This is a genomic window from Neobacillus drentensis (genome assembly GCF_036965425.1).
GTDB lineage: Bacteria > Bacillota > Bacilli > Bacillales > Cytobacillaceae > Neobacillus > Neobacillus drentensis_F.
This window is the reverse complement of sequence record NZ_JBALPP010000026.1, coordinates 1-20,360: the sequence shown is the minus strand read 5'-3', so window position 1 is coordinate 20,360 and position 20,360 is coordinate 1. Positions and strand designations below refer to the sequence as shown.

The 20,360-nt window shown below is 40.1% G+C and carries 19 protein-coding genes and 1 riboswitch; of the genes, 9 read left to right on the top strand and 10 right to left on the bottom strand.

The annotated features are described in order from the left end of the window. Nucleotides 1-217 precede the first annotated feature (217 nt). A complete protein-coding gene (acnA, locus tag V7161_RS07480; protein WP_335443642.1) occupies nucleotides 218-2,923 on the bottom strand; it encodes an aconitate hydratase AcnA in 2,706 nt (901 codons plus the stop codon). A 330-nt stretch (nucleotides 2,924-3,253) separates the two neighbouring features. Between acnA and sspO the strand changes: the two genes are divergently transcribed. Then, nucleotides 3,254-3,406, top strand: a complete 153-nt coding sequence (gene sspO, locus V7161_RS07475; RefSeq protein WP_066087231.1) for a small acid-soluble spore protein O — start codon at nucleotides 3,254-3,256, stop codon at nucleotides 3,404-3,406. 29 nt (nucleotides 3,407-3,435) lie between these two features. Here sspO and V7161_RS07470 read toward each other — a convergent pair whose 3' ends face one another. After that, on the bottom strand, nucleotides 3,436-3,708 hold the full coding sequence (locus V7161_RS07470) for a hypothetical protein (RefSeq protein WP_223589987.1): 273 nt from the start codon (nucleotides 3,706-3,708) through the stop codon (nucleotides 3,436-3,438). A gap of 112 nt (nucleotides 3,709-3,820) precedes the next feature. Between V7161_RS07470 and V7161_RS07465 the strand changes: the two genes are divergently transcribed. Further along, entirely contained in the window at nucleotides 3,821-3,961 is a 141-nt protein-coding gene (locus V7161_RS07465; protein ID WP_335443640.1) for a small acid-soluble spore protein P, read from the top strand. Between the two features lie 38 nt (nucleotides 3,962-3,999). Here V7161_RS07465 and selA read toward each other — a convergent pair whose 3' ends face one another. Beyond that, nucleotides 4,000-5,406 carry an L-seryl-tRNA(Sec) selenium transferase gene (gene selA, locus V7161_RS07460; protein ID WP_335443637.1) on the bottom strand — a complete coding sequence of 469 codons (1,407 nt, stop codon included), beginning with the start codon at nucleotides 5,404-5,406 and terminating at the stop codon, nucleotides 4,000-4,002. A 113-nt stretch (nucleotides 5,407-5,519) separates the two neighbouring features. Between selA and V7161_RS07455 the strand changes: the two genes are divergently transcribed. Further along, the gene (locus V7161_RS07455) at nucleotides 5,520-5,924 is read left to right on the top strand and encodes an Hsp20/alpha crystallin family protein (protein WP_335443634.1); all 405 of its coding nucleotides are present in this window, start codon (nucleotides 5,520-5,522) and stop codon (nucleotides 5,922-5,924) included. Between the two features lie 84 nt (nucleotides 5,925-6,008). Here V7161_RS07455 and V7161_RS30380 read toward each other — a convergent pair whose 3' ends face one another. Continuing rightward, a complete protein-coding gene (locus V7161_RS30380) occupies nucleotides 6,009-6,248 on the bottom strand; it encodes an Rdx family protein (protein WP_369075753.1) in 240 nt (79 codons plus the stop codon). Between the two features lie 130 nt (nucleotides 6,249-6,378). Here V7161_RS30380 and selD point away from each other — a divergent pair, with 130 nt between their 5' ends. Further along, nucleotides 6,379-7,431, top strand: a complete 1,053-nt coding sequence (selD, locus tag V7161_RS07450) for a selenide, water dikinase SelD (RefSeq protein ID WP_335443632.1) — start codon at nucleotides 6,379-6,381, stop codon at nucleotides 7,429-7,431. 30 nt (nucleotides 7,432-7,461) lie between these two features. Here selD and V7161_RS07445 read toward each other — a convergent pair whose 3' ends face one another. The 4 genes from V7161_RS07445 to V7161_RS07430 form a co-directional block, all read right to left on the bottom strand. After that, complete coding sequence (locus tag V7161_RS07445; RefSeq protein ID WP_335443631.1) at nucleotides 7,462-8,424, bottom strand: L-threonine 3-dehydrogenase; 963 nt, start codon at nucleotides 8,422-8,424, stop codon at nucleotides 7,462-7,464. 29 nt (nucleotides 8,425-8,453) lie between these two features. Beyond that, nucleotides 8,454-9,644 carry a glycine C-acetyltransferase gene (locus tag V7161_RS07440; protein WP_223589999.1) on the bottom strand — a complete coding sequence of 397 codons (1,191 nt, stop codon included), beginning with the start codon at nucleotides 9,642-9,644 and terminating at the stop codon, nucleotides 8,454-8,456. A gap of 438 nt (nucleotides 9,645-10,082) precedes the next feature. Beyond that, entirely contained in the window at nucleotides 10,083-11,630 is a 1,548-nt protein-coding gene (locus tag V7161_RS07435; protein ID WP_335443630.1) for an acyl-CoA carboxylase subunit beta, read from the bottom strand. Nucleotides 11,631-11,642: 12 nt separating this feature from the next. Continuing rightward, nucleotides 11,643-13,298 carry a class I adenylate-forming enzyme family protein gene (locus tag V7161_RS07430; RefSeq protein ID WP_335443629.1) on the bottom strand — a complete coding sequence of 552 codons (1,656 nt, stop codon included), beginning with the start codon at nucleotides 13,296-13,298 and terminating at the stop codon, nucleotides 11,643-11,645. A gap of 247 nt (nucleotides 13,299-13,545) precedes the next feature. Beyond that, a riboswitch (purine riboswitch) is annotated at nucleotides 13,546-13,647 on the top strand. Nucleotides 13,648-13,763: 116 nt separating this feature from the next. Between V7161_RS07430 and V7161_RS07425 the strand changes: the two genes are divergently transcribed. Then, nucleotides 13,764-14,357 (top strand): xanthine phosphoribosyltransferase, encoded by a 594-nt coding sequence (locus tag V7161_RS07425; protein ID WP_335443628.1) that lies wholly within the window; start codon nucleotides 13,764-13,766, stop codon nucleotides 14,355-14,357. After that, nucleotides 14,357-15,661 (top strand): nucleobase:cation symporter-2 family protein, encoded by a 1,305-nt coding sequence (locus V7161_RS07420; protein WP_335443627.1) that lies wholly within the window; start codon nucleotides 14,357-14,359, stop codon nucleotides 15,659-15,661. Before V7161_RS07425 ends, V7161_RS07420 begins: the two co-directional genes overlap by 1 nt. A gap of 14 nt (nucleotides 15,662-15,675) precedes the next feature. On the opposite strand, the gene V7161_RS07415 is transcribed toward V7161_RS07420, so the two are convergent. Next, nucleotides 15,676-15,897 carry a spore germination protein gene (locus V7161_RS07415; protein ID WP_335443625.1) on the bottom strand — a complete coding sequence of 74 codons (222 nt, stop codon included), beginning with the start codon at nucleotides 15,895-15,897 and terminating at the stop codon, nucleotides 15,676-15,678. Nucleotides 15,898-15,983: 86 nt separating this feature from the next. Next, nucleotides 15,984-16,454 (bottom strand): hypothetical protein, encoded by a 471-nt coding sequence (locus V7161_RS07410; protein ID WP_335443624.1) that lies wholly within the window; start codon nucleotides 16,452-16,454, stop codon nucleotides 15,984-15,986. A 481-nt stretch (nucleotides 16,455-16,935) separates the two neighbouring features. Here V7161_RS07410 and V7161_RS07405 point away from each other — a divergent pair, with 481 nt between their 5' ends. From V7161_RS07405 to V7161_RS07395, 3 genes are read left to right on the top strand one after another with little or no spacing between them, the layout of a single operon-like run. After that, nucleotides 16,936-17,838, top strand: a complete 903-nt coding sequence (locus V7161_RS07405) for a putative selenate ABC transporter substrate-binding protein (protein ID WP_335443621.1) — start codon at nucleotides 16,936-16,938, stop codon at nucleotides 17,836-17,838. Nucleotides 17,839-17,849: 11 nt separating this feature from the next. Beyond that, a complete protein-coding gene (locus V7161_RS07400) occupies nucleotides 17,850-18,602 on the top strand; it encodes a phosphonate ABC transporter ATP-binding protein (RefSeq protein ID WP_335443619.1) in 753 nt (250 codons plus the stop codon). A 1-nt stretch (nucleotide 18,603) separates the two neighbouring features. Further along, nucleotides 18,604-20,241 (top strand): PhnE/PtxC family ABC transporter permease, encoded by a 1,638-nt coding sequence (locus tag V7161_RS07395; RefSeq protein ID WP_335443617.1) that lies wholly within the window; start codon nucleotides 18,604-18,606, stop codon nucleotides 20,239-20,241. The last annotated feature ends 119 nt before the right edge of the window (nucleotides 20,242-20,360 follow it).

The following is a 20,360-nucleotide window of genomic DNA, read 5'->3' as shown; positions in this document are numbered from 1 at the left end:
TTTTGAAGCATGCGGGCATTAGGAGCCTCTTCTAATTACCGTTGCCCTTGATTTTTAAAGCTGCCGGCCATTAAGAACCTCTCCTAAAATTACCGTAGCCGTTCACTTTTGAAGCATGCAGGCATTAAGAGCCTCTCCTAATTACCGTAACCGGATCAATACAGTATTTAAGAACAAAACACCATGCAAAAGCTGCATGGTGTTTTTTACATAAAGATTATGCTTGTAATTTTTCACGAAGAACCATTTGTAGAATGCCGCCGTGACGGTAGTAATCGATTTCCACTTCAGAATCGAAACGAACAAGAACGTCGAATTCTTTCTTGTTGCCAGCTTCGTCAGTAGCAGTAACTTTTAGAAGATCACGTGGTTTTACGTTCTCATCTACTTGAACTTCAAAGGTTTCTGTACCGGTTAATCCAAGTGTTTCAGCGCTGTCGCCATCTTTGAATTGAAGTGGCAGTACGCCCATTAACACTAGGTTTGAACGGTGGATACGTTCGAAGCTTTCAGCTAGAACTGTTTTGATGCCTAAAAGGTTTGTACCTTTCGCAGCCCAGTCACGTGAAGAGCCCATTCCGTAATCTTTACCGGCAAGAACCATTAGGCCAGTGCCGTCTTCTTTGTACTTCATGCAAGCATCATAGATAGATGTAACTTCGCCAGTTGGCCAGTAAGTAGTGAAGCCGCCTTCTGTGCCTGGAGCGATTTGGTTACGGATACGGATGTTTGCGAATGTACCGCGCATCATGACTTCGTGATTACCACGGCGAGAACCGTAAGAGTTAAAGTCACGAGGCTGAACACCTTTTTCTAATAAATACTTACCAGCTGGAGTATTTTTACCGATTGCTCCTGCTGGTGAGATATGGTCAGTTGTAACAGAGTCACCAAACTTACCAACAACACGAAGTCCAGTTAATGGCTCAACAGTGCCTGGTTCTGGTGATAAGCCTTCAAAGAATGGAGGGTTCGCAATGTAAGTAGAATCCTCATCCCAAGTGTATAAAGGCTCGTTGCTTGTTTTGATTTCGTTCCAACGCTCGTTGTCACCGAAGACGTTCTCATATTCTCTACGGAATAATTCAGGAGTAACGGTCTTCTTAACTACATCATTCACTTCAGCAGTAGTTGGCCAGATATCTTTGAAGAATACATCGTTGCCGTCTTTATCTTTACCAATTGGTTCAGATGCGAAGTCAATGTTCACTGTACCAGCAAGTGCATAAGTAACAACTAGCGGTGGTGAAGCAAGATAGTTAGCTTTTACAAGCGGGTGAATACGTCCTTCAAAGTTACGGTTACCAGAAAGAACTGATGTAACTAAAAGATCGTTTTCAGCGATAGTTTTTTCGATTTCTTCTTTTAATGGACCGGAGTTACCGATACATGTTGTACAGCCGTAACCAACAAGGTTGAAACCGATTTGCTCTAGGTATGGAAGCAATCCGGAATCACGAAGGTATCCAGTAACAACCTTAGAACCTGGTGCTAAAGAAGTTTTAACAAACTTAGGAACTTCCATTCCAAGTTCAACTGCTTTTTTCGCAACAAGTCCAGCACCCACTAGAACATATGGGTTAGAAGTGTTTGTACAGCTAGTGATAGAAGCAATGGCTACTGCACCAGTTTTAATTTCGGTTTGATCACCATTGTTGAAATTAACGGTCGCTGATTTTTCAAGTTCATCAGCTTGTAAGCCAAAGCCTTGGTTGCCTTGAGGAGCAGATACAGCTTTTACGAATTCGTCCTTCATTTTTGAAAGTGGAATCAAATCTTGTGGACGCTTAGGACCAGAAAGGTTTGCTTCGATTTCAGAAAGGTCGATTTCAATTACATCTGTATAGACTGGCTCTTCAGAAGGATTGAAGAATAAGCCGTTTGCTTTGCAATATTGTTCAACAACATTAATACCTTCTTCATCACGGCCTGTTAAGCGCATATACTCAAGGGATTCGCTGTCAATTGGGAAGAATCCGCAAGTTGCACCATATTCAGGAGCCATGTTAGCGATTGTTGCACGGTCTGCTAATGGAAGCACAGACACGCCAGGGCCGAAGAATTCTACGAATTTACCTACAACACCGTGGCTGCGTAGTACTTGAGTTACTTTAAGTGCAAGGTCTGTTGCAGTTGCACCGTTTGGAAGTTCACCTGTTAATTTAACACCTACAACCTCAGGTACTGGGAAGTATGAAGGCTGACCAAGCATTCCAGCTTCTGCTTCGATACCGCCAACACCCCATCCAAGAACACCGATACCGTTGATCATGGTAGTATGGGAGTCAGTTCCTACTAATGTATCAGGATATGCTTCTAATTCTCCGTCGACTTCTGCAACGTGTACTACATCAGCCAAGTACTCAAGGTTTACTTGGTGAACGATACCAGTTGCAGGCGGAACCGCACGGTAGTTGTTGAAGGACTTTTGTGCCCAGCTTAAGAACTGATAACGTTCTGCATTACGTTCGAATTCATAATCCATATTGATTTTTAAAGAATCAGCTGATCCATAAGCATCAACCTGTACAGAGTGGTCAATAACAAGATCAACAGTCTTTTCAGGATTAATCTTATCTGGGTCGCCGCCTAGGTCAGCCATTGCTTTTCTTAAGGAAGCAAGGTCAACTACCGCAGGAACTCCAGTAAAGTCTTGCAGGATAACACGAGCTGGCTTGAATGGAACATCCACTTCTTGAAGCTCATTTGTTCCCCATTTTGCTAAGTTTTCAACATGTTCTTTAGCAATTACACGTCCATCGTATTGACGAAGGACAGATTCAAGTAATACTTTTACGGAATAAGGCAATTTGGATACTTTCCCAATGCCTGCTTCTTCCAATGCGTTTAAACGGTAGTAGTGATACGTTTTGCCGTTTGCTTCAAAGGAAGAACGCGCGTTAAATACATCATTTTTCGCCATGTGTAAAAAACCCCCTCGTTCGTCATAAATAAACAAATTTCACGAAAAGTTGAAAAGATTGAATTTTCCCATCCTGCTTCACTTTTCTCACAATTCATATCTTAATACAACCTATTACATAAGTAAATTACAAGAAAGTTATTGCGGTTGATAAGTTTTTCTTATGCTTTTTTATGTAAGTTGTTCTGAATATTTTGAAAATGTTGTCAAAGCTACATAGTTTTTTGCAATGGGAAAATACCTGCTTTCTTTATTATTATCTCAAAAAACTTTTTAATTGTCATTTTTTAAACTAGAAAGGAAATAGTAAGATTATTAGGAGGTGATTATGTGGTTAAACGAAAGTCTAATCATGTCATTCCAGGGATGAATGCAGCCAAGGGACAAGGAAAAGGTGCCGGTTTCAATGAGGAGTTGGCAAGTGAACCGGAATTAACAGCTAAGGAAAGAATGAATAATAAAAAGCGCAAGAAAAATCAATAAAAGCAGGCGGACATTCCGCCTGCTTTTTACTATTCTGTTTGATTAACTTCCGTTACCATGGACTGCAAATCCTGCTGAAAACGTTCTAATTGAGCTCGTTGATGTTCAGAGGCTACTTCAAGTGCATTTTCAATTTGCTGATAGGCTTCGTTTACTTCGTCTTTTAAGTGCTTAAGCTGATGCCCATAGCTGGCACTATCGCTTACAATTGTCTCAAATAGACCTTGGGCATTTTCATATCCTTGCTGAGCAGCTTGGAATGCTTGCTGTTTATCTTTATGATATGGGAATTTGTCTGTCATTTCATGATTCACTCCTTAAAATTGTATACCGTTAAAATGCACAGAACGATAAAAAATATTCAGCATAAAAAGACTTAAGCTCTGCATCCTAACTGATAGGAGGGATGAAAAAATGGCCAACAAAAACGATGGAAAAGATATGCGTAAAAATGCTCCAAAACAATCCGGACAGCCAGAGCCTATGAGCGGTTCTCATAAAGTGAAGAATCGAAATCATACCCGCGCCAAACATAATTCACACCATGACATGTAATCGAATACCCCCCTCACCCATAATGAGGGGGGTATCGCTTAAATTTTTACCAAAGCTTCAATTAAAATTGCTTCCTCTTCAGCAGTAACGGTCCTTAGATCAATTAGAAAATCGTCCTTTTGTATTCTCCCTATAATGGCAGGCTTTGTTTCGGTGCGCAGTTTCCGTCCAAGCTGCTCGGCAGACAAGGTATTATGTTTTAAGGCAATGACCATAGTCGGCAAGGCTACATCCGGCATGGTTCCTCCGCCTACCTGGCTTGTGTCTTGAAAAATTTTTGTTTCATATTCATTAGTTCTTTGTAATAAATTTGTAACAAAACCGCAACATCTTACGTCTAATTCATTAAGTGTAACTAACAAATCACGAATTACAGGAATATTGTGCATCGCTTTTTCGCCGCGGGCATAATCAATTAACGTCCCTTCTAAAGCGGCAAGTGTCATCTTGTCAACCCGAAGGACTCTTGCTAACTGATGTTTTTTCAACCGGTCAATAATTTCTTTTTTCCCAGCAATAATCCCAGCCTGAGGACCGCCCAGAAGTTTGTCGCCGCTAAAAGTCACAACGTCCGCTCCCATTTCAATAACCTCTTTTACCACCGGTTCGTCGCCAACCCCATGTTTTCTAAAGTCGAAAAGTGCACCACTGCCCAGATCTTCATAAAAAATCACTTGATCCAGCTTTTTGGTTAAATCCACTAATTCCTCGGTCTCGACTGACTTTGTAAAGCCGACAACCTTGAAATTACTTGTATGTACCTTCATAACAATAGCGGTTTCGGGACTTATGGCTTTTTCATAGTCGTAAAGATGAGTTTTATTGGTTGTTCCTACTTCTACAAGATTTGCGCCGCTTTCCTCCATGATGGAAGAAATACGGAACGAACCGCCAATTTCAACTAACTGTCCGCGTGAGACAATAACTTCTTTTTTCGCAGCACAGGCCCTTAAAACAAGATAAACCGCTGCGGCATTATTGTTAACTACCATGGCAGCTTCTGCACCTGTAATATCTTTGATTAATGCTTCAACATGACTATGACGTGAACCTCGTTCCCCTTCCATCAGTTTATATTCAAGGTTCGAGTAATTTCGGGCGGTTTCCACAACATGTTGAATGGCATTTTCGCTTAACCTAGCTCTGCCAAGGTTAGTATGTAAGATCGTCCCTGTTGCATTGATAACATTTTCAAGTGTAAGAGAAAAATGGGATTTTAATCTTTTTTCAAGCAAGTCAAAAACTTCATTAATAAATTCCATTGTACCAGGTTTTGCTTTTTGCCAATGCCCGTTTAATATAGAAGACCTAATATCATCTACTACTTCTTTCATCTGTTTTGAAAGTTGAACAAAATCCAACCGACTTTCCTCTAAGAGTGACAAAAACCGATTATGGTTCTGAAACTCATGTACTGGTGGAATCGAACGAAGCCATTCCTTCATGACCAAAACTCCTTTGCAATGGTTACTAGTTAGGTGAAATATTTATTTTATTATAACATTTTCACGTTTTTATGGCTGATGAATAATATGAAACGAGCAAGGAGGATAAGTAAATGAAAAAAAGGAACACTGCTCAAAATCGATCCATCGATTATGAACTAGTGGAAAAATGGATGAAAAATTACTTTTTGGATCCTCTAACATCCTTATGTGATTTTACCCAATTTCGCATTGACTTATATGAAACAGATGACGATTGGATTGTTGAAGCGGTACTGGATGAATATGATAGCTCAGAAATAACTGTGAAAATGGTAGATCGAAGACTTGATATAACAGCGCAAAAACAAACCTCTTCTTTATCCGCAGCATCCTCAGAAAGAGTACGTACCATCGATTTCCCCTTCTCTATTATTGATCATAAAGTAAACGCTGCCTTTAAAAACGGAGTGTTAGAGATATTTATTTCAAAAACTGAAAAGGGACTTGGAAAAAATCGTTACATTACACTGCCTTAAAATCTTTTTTTTGCAGTAGTTTACATAATAGTATTACTGCAAAATTAAAAAACCCTCATAACCGTTTTGGTATGAGGGTTTTATTTATTTTGCTGCTATAATTTCAATGATTTCTTCTGTATCCGGAAAAATGCCCGTATCAAGTTTAGAATAGATCTTCTCCCCGTTAACCGTTACTTCGAAAGCGCCACCGGAACTTGGGATGAGCTCCATCTTTTTTATGTCACGAAAAAAATGGTTAAATAATTCTTCCGCGAAACTCGCGGCTTTTGGTGCATAGTTTCATTGCATGCAAAATTCAACAATCACATGATAATTTTTCATATATGTACCCCCTTTGAAACTTTCTAATATCTCTATAGTAGAAACATTTTATCTTACAGCTTATTCTACCGCAAATGTTTTGCTCCTATAAGCGGAATTGTTATACTATTTAAGTGGAGGTGGACATGTGATGAGTGAACAAGAAAAAATTCGCCTGACTTCTTTATCAACGAAAGCTGGTTGAGGCTGTAAAATTGGTCCAGAGGACCTGGCGCAAGTTTTGCGTCAATTACCAAAACAAGACCCTGTCCCTGAATTGTTAGTGGGACATGAAACAAGCGATGATGCCGGTGTATACCGTTTAACTGACACAATTGCCTTAATTCAAACGGTCGATTACTTTACCCCGATTGTGGATGATCCTTATATGTTTGGGCAAATTGCGGCAGCCAATTCATTAAGTGATGTCTATGCAATGGGAGGCGAACCGAAAACGGTTCTAAACATTGTCGGATACCCGATTAAAAAACTTGGTGCAGATATGTTGGCGGAAATTCTCCGCGGTGCTGCTGACAAAGTAAAGGAAGCTGGGGCGATTACCGTTGGCGGCCATTCCATCGATGACCAGGAACCAAAATTCGGGCTGTCCGTGACGGGTATCGTTCATCCTGATAAGGTTTGGAAAAATGTTGGGGCAAGACCTGGTGATGTACTTGTTTTAACAAAACCGATTGGAGTTGGCATCCTTACCACCGGAATTAAAAGAAGTGCTGTAACAAAAGAGCAGGAACAAGCTGTAACAGAAACCATGGCCATGCTTAATAAAACTGCCGCTCAAGTTTTAACAGACTATAACCCGCATGCCGTAACGGATGTGACCGGATTTGGGTTACTGGGACATGGCAGTGAAATGGCTCGAGGCAGCAATGTCAGCTTCGAAATAGCTTCTTCACAAGTGCCGGTATTAGAAGGTGCTGTTGACCTTGCGAGGGATGGTGTTGTACCCGGGGGATCAAAATCGAATCATAAATGGTTGAATGATGATGTTGTATATGAAGAGATTTTACCTGAAGTGCAGCTAGTCCTTTGTGATGCCATAACTTCTGGAGGTCTTCTGGTTTCCATAAGTGAATCGGAAGCACAGCAATATGTTGATTGCCTCCATTCAAATGGATTAGGACATGCATCGATTATTGGAAGAGTAACCGAGAAAAAAGATAAGCTTATTTATGTAAAAAGATAAACAGCGAAGTCGTCCTTCGCTGTTTTTTGATTAACTAGAAATTTTCATTTGTAATTTTTGCTGCAGCTTATCAAGCATATCCTTTGTCATCTTGTCTAGGTTGTAGTCGAATTTAAAGCCCCATTCCGCTTTTGCTGCCGTTGAATCAATTGAGTTTGGCCAGCTGTCTGCAATCTTTTGACGGGCAGGATCCACTTTATAGGCAATTTTAAATCCAGGGATGTACTTCCGAATACTTGCAGCAATTTCTTCAGGATCAAAGCTCATCGAACTAACATTAAATGAATTTCTATGAATTAATTTGGATGCGTCTGCTTCCATTAAGTCGATAATCGCATTTAATGCATCTGGCATATACATCATATCCATATAGGTGCCTTTATCAATGTAAGATGTGTATTTACCATTTTTGACTGCTTCATAGTAAATTTCAACGGCATAATCTGTTGTTCCTCCGCCTGGTAAGGCAACGTAAGAAATTAAGCCTGGAAAACGCAGTCCACGTGTGTCTACTCCAAATTTATGGAAGTAGTAATCAGATAATAACTCGCCTGCTACTTTATTTACCCCATACATGGTGGTAGGGCGCATAATGGTATCCTGCGGTGTGTCATCCTTTGGGGTTGTTGGACCAAAGGCTCCGATTGAGCTTGGTGTGAAAAATTGTGCGTTTACCTCCCTTGCTGTTTCAAGGGCATTCATTAGTCCGCCCATATTTAAATTCCAAGCAAATACTGGTTTGGCTTCAGCAGTAGCAGATAGCAGTGCGGCTAAATGCATGACCGTATCAACTTTATATTTTTTGGCAATCTCAACCATGGAGTTTAAATCGGTAACGTCTACGATCTCAAATGGACCGCTTTGGGCGGCTTCACTGTCATTCTTTTTAATATCTGTAGCGATTACATTATCTGTTCCGTAAATATCTCTTAGCTTCATCGTTAATTCAGAGCCAATTTGCCCTAATGCACCCGTAATTAATATTTTCTTCATGATGCTCCTCCACCTCAGTCAATTTAGTCTTAAATAATACCCATTTCTTTGCCGACTTTTTCATATATTGAAATTGCTTTATCCAGCATTTCTTTTGTATGTGCCGCAGTTGGCATATTGCGGACCCGTCCCGTACCTTGAGGAACAGTCGGGAAGACAATCGCTTTTGCATAAACGCCTTCTTCATTTAACCGCTTGCTAAATTGTTGAGTAAGTGATTCTTCTCCAATGATACACGGTGTAATTGGCGTTTCGCTGTTTCCGATATTAAACCCTAATTCCTTTAATCCTTTTTTCAGATAGTTGCCGTTTTCCCAAAGCTTTTGATTAAGCTCAGTGCTTTCCATTAAGATTTCAATGGACTTCTTACTTGCAGCCACATCTGCCGGGGTTAATGAGGTTGAAAATAAGAAAGGACGACTGCGAACCTTTAACCAGTCAATCAAGTTTTTCTTACCGGCAACATAACCGCCGACAACCCCAATTGCTTTTGAAAGTGTTCCAATTTGGAAATCAATCTTATCGGACAAACCAAAATGCTTGACCGTCCCTGCTCCTTCCCCGAGAACACCAGAACCATGGGCATCATCGACATATGTAATTAAATCAAATTCTTCAGCAATTTTTACGATTTCAGGTAATAAGGCAACATCGCCATCCATGGAAAATACACCATCCGTAATGACCATGATTTTATTGTATTGGCCTGATTCTTTCGCTTCCTTCGCTTTTGCTCGTAAATCTTCCATATCAGAGTGATTGAAGCGGATTATTTTTGCTTTTGAAAGTCTGCAGCCGTCAATGATGGAGGCATGGTTCAATTCATCGGATAAAATAGCATCATTTTTATCCATAACGGCTGAAATAGCGGCCATATTACAATTAAATCCGGATTGGTACGCAATCGCTGCTTCTGTATGTTTAAATTCAGCCAGCTTTTCCTCTAATTCAACATGAAGCTTCAGCGTCCCATTAATGGTTCGAACGGCTCCTGCACCGACACCATACTGAACAATCGCCTCCGAAGCTGCTTTTTTCAAACGCTCGTCTGTTGCCAGTCCTAAATAATTATTAGAAGAAAGATTAACAAGCTCTTTACCGTTAATGGTAATCATTGGTCCATTTGGACTTTCTAGCGGGTCTATGACATTGTAAAGGCCTTTGCCTTTTAAATCTTCAAGATTTTCGTTTAAAAATTGCTCCAAAATGTTACTGGACATTTTCAATACCCCCTATATTATCTAAGCATCCTTTTGTCGTTATAATACATACATTTGTCCACTCCAGAAAGACACACATATCTTCGCTAAACGCCTTTATTAAAGGATTCCTGTAATATACTTTATCACACTTTTTATAAAATGTTCATATGTAGAGGACAAAAAAATAAAAATAATTTTATAAATCTAGATTGCCCAACTCGCCAGAAGGTTATTTTAAACAGTTAGCTGCAAAGAAAAAGAACCAATCCATTGGAAAGGTTCTTATCATTAGCTGTTAAATCAAAGAGGACAGCACTTGTACCGTCTAAAATTCACACTTAAAATACGAGTTTTTGAATTTATCGGCGAATTTCACCAGTTTATCGGCGAATTTTAAATTTTATCAGCGAATCGTACAAAAACACAAAATTGAAAAAAAGGATTTCATTATATAAATTAGATCCCTGTTGGCCATGTTGCTAAACGTCGTTCACTTTTTTCTCTTTTTGATGTAAGTAAATATTCAAGCGATTGGCAGAGGAATTTCCTTGTTTCATTTGGCTGTATGACATCATCGATTAGATGTTTGGCGGCCGCTTTGTATGGGGAACTGTCAAAGGACCAAAGCTCTAAAAGTTTTTTACGCTCCTCACTTGGATTTTCTGACCTTGCCAATTCCCGGCCGAATACAACGTTTACTCCAACCTCTGGTCCGGTAAAATTAATTTCCGCAGTTGGCCAGGCTACGACCAAATCGCCGCCCATGCCAGGTCCGCACATATTTCCATAAGCCGCCCCGATGCTTTTACGAATAACAACGGAAATTTTCGGTACAGTTGATAAGGCAAGCGCTTGATTCCAAACCATAATTTTTGTCGGCATCTTTGCTTTTTCCGCTTCGCTGCTGATCCGGAAACCCGGTGTATCATGAAGAAAAATGAGCGGAATATGGTAGGAGTCGCACAGACAAATAAATTCAGTGGCCTTTTGGCATTCCTGTGGTCCTGGAGCCCCGGCATAATGACTTGGCTGGTTCGCAACTATACCGACAACATGGCCGTTCAAATGGGCAAAAGCAGTGATCAATCCTTTGCCAAACTTTCTCTGAAACTCAAAGGTAATACCATCATCTACAATTAGATCAATGATTTTCTTCATATTATAAACACGGTTGCTTTGCTGTGGTAAAATGGTCAATACTTCATCGATTAAACGATAAGGATCATCGGTTGTTGCCTTCATTCGAGGCCTTTCCCCCGCATTTTGCGGCATAAACGAAAAATACGTTTTTAATTGCTGCATGCACTCTTCTTCGCTGGCACCATCTTCATCAATTTGTCCTGTATAACGGTTATGCACATCGACTCCGCCCAATTCTTCCGGTGACAATTTTTGGCCATTAGCAAGCTCAAGCATTCGTGGCCCCGCTATCGCCATGCAAGTTCCGTGGAGCTGGGTAACAAAATCGGAGGACACGGCAGCCCATGTCGGCCCTCCAAAGCTGTCGCCTAATATAGCCGTCATCGTTGGAACTTGACGATGAAGCGTTAACATTTCTCGAGGGAATAATTTATCACTAATTCCATCGGATCCCATCCCATCCGGCATCCTAAGGCCGCCGCCTTCATGCAGTGAAAAAATCGGCAACCCATTTTTTATGGCAAATTCATGGATACTTTTTGATTTCCGGATATGGACATTCCCTTCTGTGCCGGCAAAAACAGTCTTGTCTCCCGCTTGGATAACAGCAGGTCTTCCATTTACTTTCCCCACACCGGCAATCAGTCCGTCACCATAGCTTTTATCTTCTGTACCTTTCACATCCGAAGTATTTAACATACCGAGCTCCATGAAAGTGCCGTGGTCAGCTAACATTTCAATTCTCTCTCGAGCAGTTTGCAAACCCTTTCCATGCTGGGCCGCAATTTTATCCTTGCCTCCGCCTAAAAGGGCTGTTTCTTTTTTTGCTTGAAGTTCTCCAGTTAATTGCTGTAAATGATCCATGAGTTCCCTCTCCTAATTCTCTTTTAACAATTTTCTTAGTACTTTTCCAGATGGTGTAGCTGGCAGCTGTTCAATTATTTCCACATACCTAGGATATTTATAGGCGGCCATATTCTCCTTCGACCACTTGATAATATCATCCGGCCCTACTTTTTCTTTTTCCGTGTCCTTCAAAACTACAAAGGCTTTAACTACTTCCCCTTTTACTGGGTCAGGAACTCCGATGACTGCGGATTGACCAATGGCAGGATGTAAGTTGAGCAGCGCTTCAACATCTTCAGGAAAAATACTATATCCCGAGGATTTGATCATTTCCTTTACACGGCCTTGGAAAAATAAATAACCATCTTCATCAAGGCAGCCAATGTCTCCGGTATGAACCCATCCATCCCTTAATGTATCGGCAGTGGCATCAGGGCGGTTTAAATAACCTTTAAATACACCCGGATTTTTTACGATTATTTCCCCTTGGTTACCTGGAGGCTGCTCCTCTCCTGTTTCAAGATTGATTATGCGAATTTCCGTATCATATACGGGAATGCCGCAGGACCCAAATTTAATTTTTTCCTTAGGCATATAAGTATCGCAGGTATGGGTCTCACTTAGACCGTAAGCGGCTTCATAAAGAACACAGCCGTTAGTGACATCTTTCCATTGTTCAGCGAGTTCTTTTGTTACTTGAACACCAAAACTCGTTGCTAAATTCGTTTTTAAGCTCGATAAATCTTTCTCAGCAATTTCAGGAATTTGTAAGATTGACCAGTTCATTGGTGCAATGCTGTACCAATAACTGACTTTGTATTTTTCAATGGCTTCAACGGTTGTGAATGGATCGAATTTTAAAAACAAGACACAGGGTCTTCCAGAGTAAACCGGCGTATTTAACCCCATAACCATTCCTGCGATATGGCATAATGGCGCACTGGCCATAAGAATTTCATCCTGGCTCAGTCCATTTGCTTGTGCCGAGGCGGCCGTTTTAAATAAGGCATTCCCGTAGGTGAGCATCGCCCCTTTTGGACGCCCGGTAGTCCCTGAAGTGAATACCATTAAACCGACATCATTCCATAAATCCACATTTTCTTTTGCTTCATATGGTATTTCAGAGTAAAGAATGTCAACAAAATGCTCTGTTTCAGCAAAAGATTGCTTTGGAAAACGGAACTCATCAGGGAACTTCCATTCTGTTTGGTCTGGGAGGAAATCATCATAGTTGGTTGTAACAACAAAATTCAGAGGACGTACTTTTTCGATTGCTTTTTTAATAAGGGGAATACCTTCGGAACCGGCAATGATTCCTTCTATCGGCGCTTCTTCTAAGTAATAAACCAACTCATTTTCTTTAAACATCGGGTTTAACGGGATGACGATGCCGCCCAATTTTTGAATGGCGAAATGAGCGATGATATATTGCGGGCAGTTTTGCAAGTAGAGCGCAACACAGCTTCCCTTCTTAACCCCTTTATCGTGCAAATAATGTGAGAACTTGTTTACATAATCTAATAGCTCTCCCCAGGTAATCTTTGTGCCATAAAAAATATAAGCCAGATCTTTCGGCCGTTGGTTTCCGTGTTGTTCTAAGTAATCAACTAGCGGCTTTTCGCCCTGCAAATATTCCAGTTGGGCCGGAAGCTGGTCTGGCCAATAAGGCCGTATTTTTTCTACCATTTTCATTCCTCCAAACAATCTACTGACTGGTTAGTATTTTTTTGCGAACTAATTTTGAATTTTCTGACTACACGACTAATATTAATAGTACAGGAAAGTGAATGGTTATTCAATGCTTGTCTTTACCTGTGGTTCCCATCCATGGAAACTCTTTCAAAAACCGAACGAAAGTTGTAAATTAACTTTAATTATTCGCTTTTTTGTAAAAAATGATTGATTTACCTATTCAGCATGCTATAATGTGAATAAATTCATAAAAAGTTTCACTCATATAATCGCGGGGATATGGCCCGCAAGTTTCTACCGGATTGCCGTTAACAATCTGACTATGAGTGGGTAATGAGAAGCCGTTTATTCGGACTTATTCTTTTTCCTTTCGGTTATAAGCCCAAAGGTCATTGCCCCACTCAAATGTTGGTGTGGGTAATGGCTTTTGGGCTTTTTATTTTTCTTAGGGGGTACAACATGGAATTATTAAAAGACAGAATTAAAAAGGATGGAAAGGTTCTTTCAGAACATGTGTTAAAGGTTGATTCCTTTTTAAATCATCAGATTGATCCAGAATTAATGCTAGCAATAGGAAAAGAATTCGCTGAAAGATTTGCAGATGAGAAAATCACCAAAATCGTAACGATAGAATCCTCTGGCATTGCACCTTCAGTGATGGCTGGTTTATATATGAAGGTTCCTGTTATTTTTGCTCGAAAAAGAAAATCGTTAACCCTAAACGATGATTTATTGACAGCCACTGTCCATTCTTTTACTAAAAACGAAACAAACGAAATATCTCTTTCAAAAAAATATTTATCAAATGAGGATCGAGTGCTGGTTATTGACGACTTTCTCGCCAATGGTCAGGCTGCACTTGGTTTAGTGGAAATTGTGGAGCAGGCAGGTGCACAGATTGCCGGGATTGGCATCGTCATTGAAAAGTCCTTTCAGGAAGGGGCTCAACTTCTAAAAGAGGCTGGCTTAAGGGTCGAATCCTTAGCAAGAGTTGCCTCTCTCTCAAACGGAGAGGTTAGCTTTGTCAACGAAAATGTAGAGGAGTTAGTCTAATGAAACAACATCCATTCAAAATTGCTTCTTTAGGAATTCAGCATGTACTAGCAATGTATGCAGGAGCGGTCATTGTCCCGCTTATCGTAGGCGGCGCCCTAAAATTTGATGGGGAACAACTAACCTACTTAGTTTCGATTGATATTTTAATGTGCGGGATTGCAACTATTTTACAAGTTTGGCAGAATCGCTTTTTTGGAATCGGCCTGCCCATCGTCCTTGGCTGTACGTTTACGGCAGTAGGTCCAATTATCGCAATTGGAAGCCAATATGGTATTTCAGCAATTTACGGCTCCATCCTTCTATCTGGCCTTATTGTGATTCTTATTTCTGGCTTTTTCGGAAAATTAATTAAATTTTTCCCACCGGTTGTTACTGGATCTGTAGTTACCATTATTGGGATCACTTTAATTCCGGTTGCAATGAATAACATTGCCGGCGGTCAAGGCAGTCCTGATTTTGGTTCCCTTTCGAATATTAGTTTAGCTTTCGGAACTTTACTGTTTATTATTTTGCTTTATCGATTTACAAAAGGATTTATTCGTTCCATCTCGATTTTACTGGGCTTAGCTGCCGGTACACTGGCAGCGGCTATTATGGGAAAAGTGAATTTTTCCGCTGTGGGTGATGCTTCATGGTTCCATATGGTAAAACCATTTTACTTTGGCACCCCTTCTTTTGAATTGACACCAATTATTACCATGACATTAGTTGCCATTGTAAGTTTGGTAGAATCGACAGGTGTATATTTTGCCCTTAGCGATATTACGGGTAAAAAATTATCGGAAAAAGATTTAACCAAAGGTTACCGCGCTGAGGGTCTTGCGAGTATCATCGGCGCATTGTTCAATGCCTTTCCATATACCACCTACTCACAGAACGTCGGGCTTGTCCAGCTTTCTGGAGTTAAAGGGAAAAACGTCATCTATACGATGGGTGGAATGCTTATTTTTCTAGGGTTTGTGCCGAAAATTGCGGCATTGACCACGGTAATCCCTACCCCTGTTCTAGGTGGTGCAATGGTGGCCATGTTCGGAATGGTTATCGCCTATGGAATTAAGATGTTAAGTAAAGTAGAATTCGCTTCCCAAGAAAATCTATTGATTATTGCTTGTTCTGTTGGCATGGGACTTGGTGTAACCGCTGTTCCTACCCTTTTTGACCATTTGCCAGAGAGCGTCAAAATTCTAACTAACAATGGAATTGTTGCTGGCAGCTTAACCGCTATTTTCTTAAACATAGTGTTTAATGTCTCAAAGCGGGGCAAAGAGCAAACAAATGTTCATGAGCTAAAAGCGTCCTAATATAAAAGACGGAGCTATTCTAGGCTCCGTCTTACTATTTCTATTAAATCTGATAGATTATTTTGGATGGGTGCATTTTGTGCCGAATTTCTCGTGCTGCTCCCTCCAGTGTTTTGACTTCCTGAACCTGTGACCGTTTTTGTAACCGAAATGGGAGAAATAAAAACCGCCCCGCCAAAATTTACAATGCCCCCAGATACAGTCCCAATTGTAATTCCGTCTTTATTAAAATCCAAGCCTTCCCCTTCTTCCAATCCTTTTCAATAGGATATGTACAAGCTAAAGGGCTTGATTAAACTCCTTCATTAGGAAAAATAAATTTTCATCTATAAGCAGCTTTCTTTTCTAACTTACAGATCCACTTATAGAATCCCAGTAAAATAAGCAAAAGGAGGGGGTCAAGAATGGCCGAGTGCCACAGTCTCCACCAGCCATAATGAAAATATCCCCATGGAGGAGGCAGTAACGTGAACCGTTCGTATAGTAAAATAGCGACTACAAAAAAGGAAAAGAACAATAGCCGTTTCCATTTTGAAGATTTTTGAGGGTACCAATTTAGAAAGATAACATTGGCTGCAGGGACTAAAAAAATATGAGGAAGGATTCCCCGCCAATCAATATCTTTAGAAAAATACCAATACGCATGAAATTTAAATTCGACAAATACATCAAACAACGTCTCAAAGGCAATCGTAAAAAACCAAATGTGAACAATTTGATTGGAGCTCATTCTTCTTTTAATTTTAAAGGCTATAAAATTATATAGTATTATCGCAATTAAAAGTCCAATCATAAAATTTTCCTTTTTATTTAGATTATCCTCATTTTAAGAAGGAATATGCATCATCCCCAATTTATTTACAGTATTTTTCACACAAAAAAACCTAGTCGAATCTATGAAATTCTATTATTTTGTAATAATGTAATAATTCTTGAACAAAGCGAGGATTACAAAAAATGAGCTTATTAAACGTCGAAAATTTATCGCATACATTCGGGGACCTATGAAGATTGGATTACAAAAGTTTGGAATGTCGAAGAATGGTCACAATTAACAGTTTAAGAAAAACAGTCAACCCCCTGCCGTTTTAGCAGGGGTTTTCTTATTAATACTGGATTTTCAGAGTTTTACCACTATTTTACTATTCAAATAATCGATGGATATCGATAGGATAAATAGATTTATTGAATTTATTCGATAATATCCTTTACTTATAATGAAATAGGCTAAGACATTTATACTATTTACAAAATTAAACGAGGTGTATTTTAAAATGAAAAAATGGCTTTCAGTGATCATTCTTGCAATGTTAGTATTCTCACTTGCAGCTTGCGGTCAAAAGAATGATAAAGCAAGTGAAGAGAAAAAAGAAACCAAAAAAACCACGGAAGTATTTAAAATTGGTGCCATTCCAGACCAAAATGCTGCAGACCTTGAAAAAGGAATGACGGCAGTTGCGAAATATTTAAGTGAAAAAACGGGTATGAAGGTTGAATTCGTTCCTTCTGTTGACTATGCAGCCCTTGTTACGGGATTTCAACGTGGTGAAATCCACATGGCATGGTTTGGCGGTTTGACAAGTGTGCAAGCAAGAAACCTTGTGCCAGATGCTGATTCGTTCGCTCAAAGACCAAGAGATGCAGAATTCCATTCGGTCTTTATTACTCAAGCCGGATCAGGAATTAATACCCTTAAAGATTTAAAAGGAAAATCGTTTACGTTTGGAAGTGAAAGTTCAACTTCTGGACATTTAATGCCACGTTATTTTCTTTCAGAAGCTGGTATTAATCCAAATACGGACTTTGACGGAAAACCAAATTTTTCAGGATCACATGATACCACTTATAAATTAGTTGAATCAGGTGCGTTTAAAGCTGGTGCTTTAAATGAAGCGGTTTGGCAAGTTGCTGTAAAAGAGGGAAAGGTTGATACCAATAAAGTCAAAGTATTTTATACTACTCCTGCCTTCTTTGACTATAACTGGACCATGAATAGCAATGTCGATGATGTATTCGGAAAAGGTGCAAAGAAAAAAGTAGAAGACGCGATTCTTTCCATTACAACTGATCAAAAAGATATCACGGACTTTTTCCAAACAGATAAATTTGTAGAAACTAAAAATGATAATTATCAAAAGATTGAAAAGGTAGCGAAAGAGCTAAAGATCATTAAGTAGTAGGTGTTAAAATGTCTTCATATAAAATGATTGAAGCAAAGAGCATATCAAAACATTATGAGCGGAAGATAGCCCTATCTTCCCTTTCTTTTTCTATTAACAGAGGAGAAACAGTAGCCTTGATTGGCCCAAGCGGTGCGGGAAAAACAACGCTGTTGAACTCGATTGCGGGGCTGCTCTCACTTGAGCATGGCGATTTACTGATTGATAACATGTCCATAACCTCTTATAGAAAAGGTAAGGTTTTTGCGAAAAAGGTCGGCGTAATTCGCCAGCAATTTGATCTAATTGGACCACTCGCCGTGATTCATAATGTGTTGGCTGGTAAATTAGCTGATTGGGGGTTTATGAAATCCTTATTCTCCTTACTCATTCCTCAAGAAAAAGCAGCGGCCATCCAAGCACTTGAGCGAGTTGGCTTACCTGACAAGGCATACGAAATCACTTCGACATTATCAGGCGGCGAACAACAGCGTGTTGCAATGGCGAGATTAATGGTTCAAAATCCGGAAATAATCTTAGCGGATGAACCGGTAGCATCGCTTGACCCTGCCCGGGCAGATGATATATTGGCCATGCTCACGAATATCGTTTTAGAACGAAAACAAACGATGATTGCCAGCTTGCATTCGGTGGAATATGCGCGCAAATATTTTTCTAGAATCATTGCCCTTAAAAATGGAGAATTATTTTTTGATTTGCCAACAGAAAACGTAACGGACGAGTTGTTAGCGGACCTTTATCAACTAAAGGAGCGCGGGTAAAATGAGCAGACTCGTATCCTCCTTTCGATTGCATAATCGTTTTATGCTGACTTTATTGTTGGCGGCCATTTTTATTTGGAGCCTCTTCTCCATTAAATGGAATACTGATTTATTTCATGCAGGTGGTATTCCAACCATGCTGCAGATTTTTGAAGGTCTGTTTCATCCAGATTTTTCGTCGGATGTTTTAATGAAGGGCATTGAGGCAGCCTGGATAACCCTTGCCTACGCTGTCGCCGGGATGTCACTTGCTATCATATATGCGTTTGTCGTTGGTATTCTTGCTTCCGGTACGTTAACTTCGAGCAGGGTTGCCCGTCTTACATCTAAGATATTTTTTAGGGGTGTTTTAGGATTTACCCGTTCCATCCATGAGCTCATTTGGGCCTGGCTTTTTGTCGCTGCGGTTGGGTTGTCTCCATATGCGGCCATTTTTGCACTTGCCATTCCTTATGGCGGGATACTTGGACGAATTTTTGCTGATATGTTAAGTGATGTCCCTATCGAGCCAATTAAGGCTTTAAAATCCACTGGCGCTTCCAGGCTTCAAACCCTTTTTTATGGGTATCTTCCCCTCGTTTGGGCGGATCTGATCAGCTACACAATGTACCGGTTCGAGTGTTCGATCCGTTCCTCCGCAATTATGAGTTTTGTGGGTCTTGGAGGGTTGGGTTATCAAATTCAGCTATCGCTTGCTGATTTGAAATATGATCAAGTTTGGACTTATGTATTATTTCTAATTGGGCTTGTTTTATTAGTAGATGTTTGGAGTAATTCGGTCCGAAAAGCCCTAACGGAACGAAAGCGCCGGAAAGGATTCAGCCCTGGCTGGGGTTCAGCTCTTTTGGCATTTGTACTTATTATCGGTTCTTGGGTATATATTACTAGCGGAGATAAGGCAAATTTATTGGAATTGCTATCGGATAAAAATCTTGAATATGCGAAAAAGTTCTTTGGAGGCCTAGTTGGGGTGAATGAAAAACACCCTGCATTCTTGGATGCAAGCGGATGGTCATCTGCTTTAAAACTAACCCTGGAAACACTCGAGATGAGTATTATGGCCATTGGTTTTGCAACGATTGCTGCCTTTATTACGGTAATTCCGGCTGCTAGAAATATGGCCAATGGAAGCTTGACGTCAGTAAAAAAATGGTATAACTGGCCTCTCTTCGGAATCGTTCGGATTATTTATATTTTTTCACGGGCGGTCCCCGAGCTTGTTTGGGCGATGATGATTATTTTTATTTTTAAACCCGGGCTTTTGCCTGGAGCGATTGCACTTGCGCTTCACAATTTTGGTATTCTTGGGAAGCTGTGGGCGGAGGTCATTGAGGATATGGATCCGAGACCCATTCGTAATCTAGCTTCTGCCGGTGCGTCTAAGATTCAGATACTGTTTTACGGTATCCTGCCGACCGTGTTACCTAGATTTCTTACGTATATTCTTTATCGATGGGAAGTCATCATGAGGACCACGATTGTGGTAGGATTTGTCGGTGCTGGTGGTTTAGGAATGGAATTTAAATTAGCGATGAGCTTTTTTCAATATACCGAGATTACCTTATTATTGTTATGCTATATGATTCTCGTCATCATTGCCGATTTTGCGTCGGAGAGTACGAGAAAAGCCGTCAAATAAAGAAGAACACACTTTCGAAGCTGTGTTCTTTTTTTATTCTAGCATCATGTTATTATTTAATATCAACCTCCTATATAATTGCTAGCAATATGATGTATTAATGCTACCCCCTTATTAGC